The organism is Devosia sp. (assembly GCF_028290645.1).
In the GTDB taxonomy this organism is placed as follows: domain Bacteria; phylum Pseudomonadota; class Alphaproteobacteria; order Rhizobiales; family Devosiaceae; genus Devosia_A.
In genome coordinates this window covers 1-2,949 of the sequence record NZ_JAQGJL010000417.1, presented here as the reverse complement: position 1 = coordinate 2,949, position 2,949 = coordinate 1, and the positions used below count along the sequence as shown (strand labels likewise).

Here is a 2,949-nt window from a genome sequence, read left to right as displayed (position 1 = left end):
CGGTGGTCGCCGTTGACGAACTTGAGGCCCGCGGCCATGCCGACCTTCATCGCCAGTTCCGGCGTCAGCTTGTCGCCGTTCGCCAGCCCGCGAATGCCGTCCGTGCCGAAATACCTGCGCGCCATCGAAGCCCCCTTGGTGGGAAGGCGCAATCTAGCGCCAAGCCCTCAACTTACGAAACAGATTGGTTCCGTTTCGTTAACCGGGCAATCGGGGCGGATATGCGGCCTGGTTTGCCGTCCGCCCGTTGGTGTTGCCACAATGTCGCTCCCCGCTCCGCTCGGATCGACGATGCTCCGCATCGCGGCACCCTCAGCCCGCCCTGCGTTCGAGGGTCATGAACCGGTACGTATTGTTCTCGATGAATAGCTCCGGCGTCCGGTATTCCGCCTTCAGCCGGTCGGCGATGCGCTGCCGCTCGTTGCCGCTGACGAACATGCGGTAGGCCCGCGTTGCGAGCCAGTGCGTCCCGGGCCGGCGCTCTTCGAGCAGGCCGCCCAGCTGTGTTACCACCGGCGCGAGCACATCGCGATAGAGCATGCGGTCGATCTCGATCGAGGGCGCCGCCAGCGCCGTGACGTCCTCGTTGCTGGTGATGGCGAAGCCCGCTTCCTCCACCGCTTCGAGGAACCGGGCATAGCGGTGCCCGCCGCCGATCGCCCTGCCCCCCTGGAAGGCGTCGCTGCGGAAGCAATCGGCGATAACCACCCGGCCGCCGGGAGCGAGCAGTTCCTCGAGCTTGGCGAACGAGGCGGCGAGCGGGATGTACTGGTAGCTCTCGGAGAACAGGCACACCTCGAAGCGCCTGCCGGGGAAAAATTCCTCGAGTCGCGACAGGTGTACCGTGACGCTGTCGCCCAGCGCCTCGCGGGCGATGCCGACCTGCACGTCGCTCGGGGTCAGCATTTCGACCTCGTAGCCGAGGGAGGCGAGCCGCCCCGCCATGGCGCCGGTGCCGCCGCCGATATCGAGGATGCTCGCCGGCGCCGGCGGCAGCAGCGCGAGGAGCTTGTCCACATAGCGCTCCTGCGCCTGCCGGACTTTGGGGAAACTCGGCGTCTCACCCTCGAGCCAGAGGCCATAGTGCAGCCACGGGGTATCGGCGAACACCTTGAGCATGCGGGCGAACAGGTCGAGGTCGGCGTGCTTCTTCGGTTTCTTCACGCATGGGCTCCGGAACAGTCAGGAGCGGGTTTGGGACAGCCCGAAGCAAAATACAACCTGAAACGAAAAGGCCGCCCCGGAGGGCGGCCCTGATGTGATGCTCGGGCGCGTCAGCTGCCCGGCTGCGGTTCGGGCGCGGTGCCCGGGTCGGTGTCGGGGCGCTTCTTGCCCGACTTGCCGGCGGTGGGGACGCCAGTCGACTTGACCGGCGGATCGGTGTCGACCGGGCGGAGCGGCGTCTTGCCGTCCATCAGGCCCCGGATCTCGTCGCCGGTCAGCGTCTCGTACTCGATCAGCGCCTGCGCGATGGTGTGGAGATCATCGATATACTCGCGGATCACCTTCTGAGCCGTCTGGTAGCCCTCGTCGACGAAGCGCTTCACTTCCTCATCGACCACCTTCTGCGTCTCGTCCGACATGTGGACCTGGCGCTGCATCATCGAGCGGCCGAGGAACACCTCGTCCTGGTTGTCGCCGTAGAGCAGCGGGCCGAGCTTGTCGGACATGCCCCATTCCGTCGCCATGGCGCGGGCGAGCCCGGTGGCCATCTTGATGTCGGCGGAGGCGCCCGAAGTCACCTTGTCATAGCCGAAGATCTCTTCCTCGGCGACGCGGCCACCCATGGCGACCGCGAGGTCGGCATAGGCCTTGCGGCGGGTCAGCGACACCTGATCGCGCTCCGGCAAGCGCATCACCATGCCCAGCGCACGACCGCGCGGAATGATGGTGGCCTTATGGATCGGATCGGACGCGTCCATCTTGATGGCGAGCAGCGCGTGGCCGGCCTCGTGATAGGCGGTGAGCTTCTTGTCTTCCTCGGTCAGGCTGAGGGTGCGGCGCTCGGCGCCCATCATCAGCTTGTCCTTGGCGTCCTCGAACTCGGCCATGGTGACGAAGCGCTTGTTGCGGCGCGCCGCCAGGAGGGCTCCTTCGTTGACGAGGTTCATCAGGTCCGCACCGGAGAAACCGGGCGTCCCGCGAGCCAGGACCTTTAGGTCCACATCCGGCGCCAGCGGCACCTTGCGGACGTGCACCTTGAGGATCTTCTCGCGACCCTGCACGGCCGGGTTTGGCTCCACGACCTGGCGGTCGAAGCGGCCCGGGCGCAGCAGCGCCGGATCGAGCACGTCCGGACGGTTGGTCGCGGCGATGAGGATGATGCCCTCGTTCGCCTCGAACCCGTCCATCTCGACCAGCAGCTGGTTCAGCGTCTGCTCGCGCTCGTCATTGCCACCGCCGAGGCCTGCGCCACGGTGACGGCCGACGGCGTCGATTTCATCGATGAAGATGATACAGGGCGCGTTCTTCTTGGCCTGCTCGAACATGTCGCGGACACGCGAAGCGCCCACGCCGACGAACATTTCGACGAAGTCCGAACCCGAGATGGTGAAGAACGGCACATTGGCCTCGCCGGCGACGGCGCGGGCAATGAGCGTCTTGCCGGTACCAGGCGGGCCAACCAGCAGCACGCCGCGGGGAATCTTGCCGCCCAGCCGCTGGAACTTGCCGGGATCGCGAAGGAACTCGACGATCTCCTCGAGGTCCTGCTTGGCCTCATCGACGCCAGCGACGTCCTCGAAAGTGATCTTGCCCTGCGTCTCGGTCAACAGCTTGGCGCGCGACTTGCCGAAGCCCATGGCGCCGCCACGGCCCCCACCCTGCATCTGCCGGATGAAAAAGAACCACACGCCGATGATGACGATGAACGGCAGCCAGGAGGAGAGCAGGATCGCCCAGAACGGGCTCTGCTCAGGCGCGCGCGCCGTGATCTGCACGCCGCGGGCC

3 protein-coding genes are annotated in these 2,949 nt (G+C 66.5%); all 3 read right to left on the bottom strand.

Annotated elements, in window-relative coordinates; genetic code table 11:
• The coding region (locus tag JWQ89_RS22105; RefSeq protein WP_299644798.1) for a hypothetical protein at positions 1-125 on the bottom strand (125 nt) is incomplete at its 3' end.
• A 187-nt stretch (positions 126-312) separates the two neighbouring features.
• Positions 313-1,164, bottom strand: a complete 852-nt coding sequence (locus JWQ89_RS22100) for a class I SAM-dependent methyltransferase (protein WP_299644785.1) — start codon at positions 1,162-1,164, stop codon at positions 313-315.
• A gap of 110 nt (positions 1,165-1,274) precedes the next feature.
• Positions 1,275-2,949 (bottom strand): ATP-dependent zinc metalloprotease FtsH (gene ftsH, locus JWQ89_RS22095; RefSeq protein ID WP_299644784.1); only part of this gene is annotated, 1,675 nt, incomplete at its 5' end.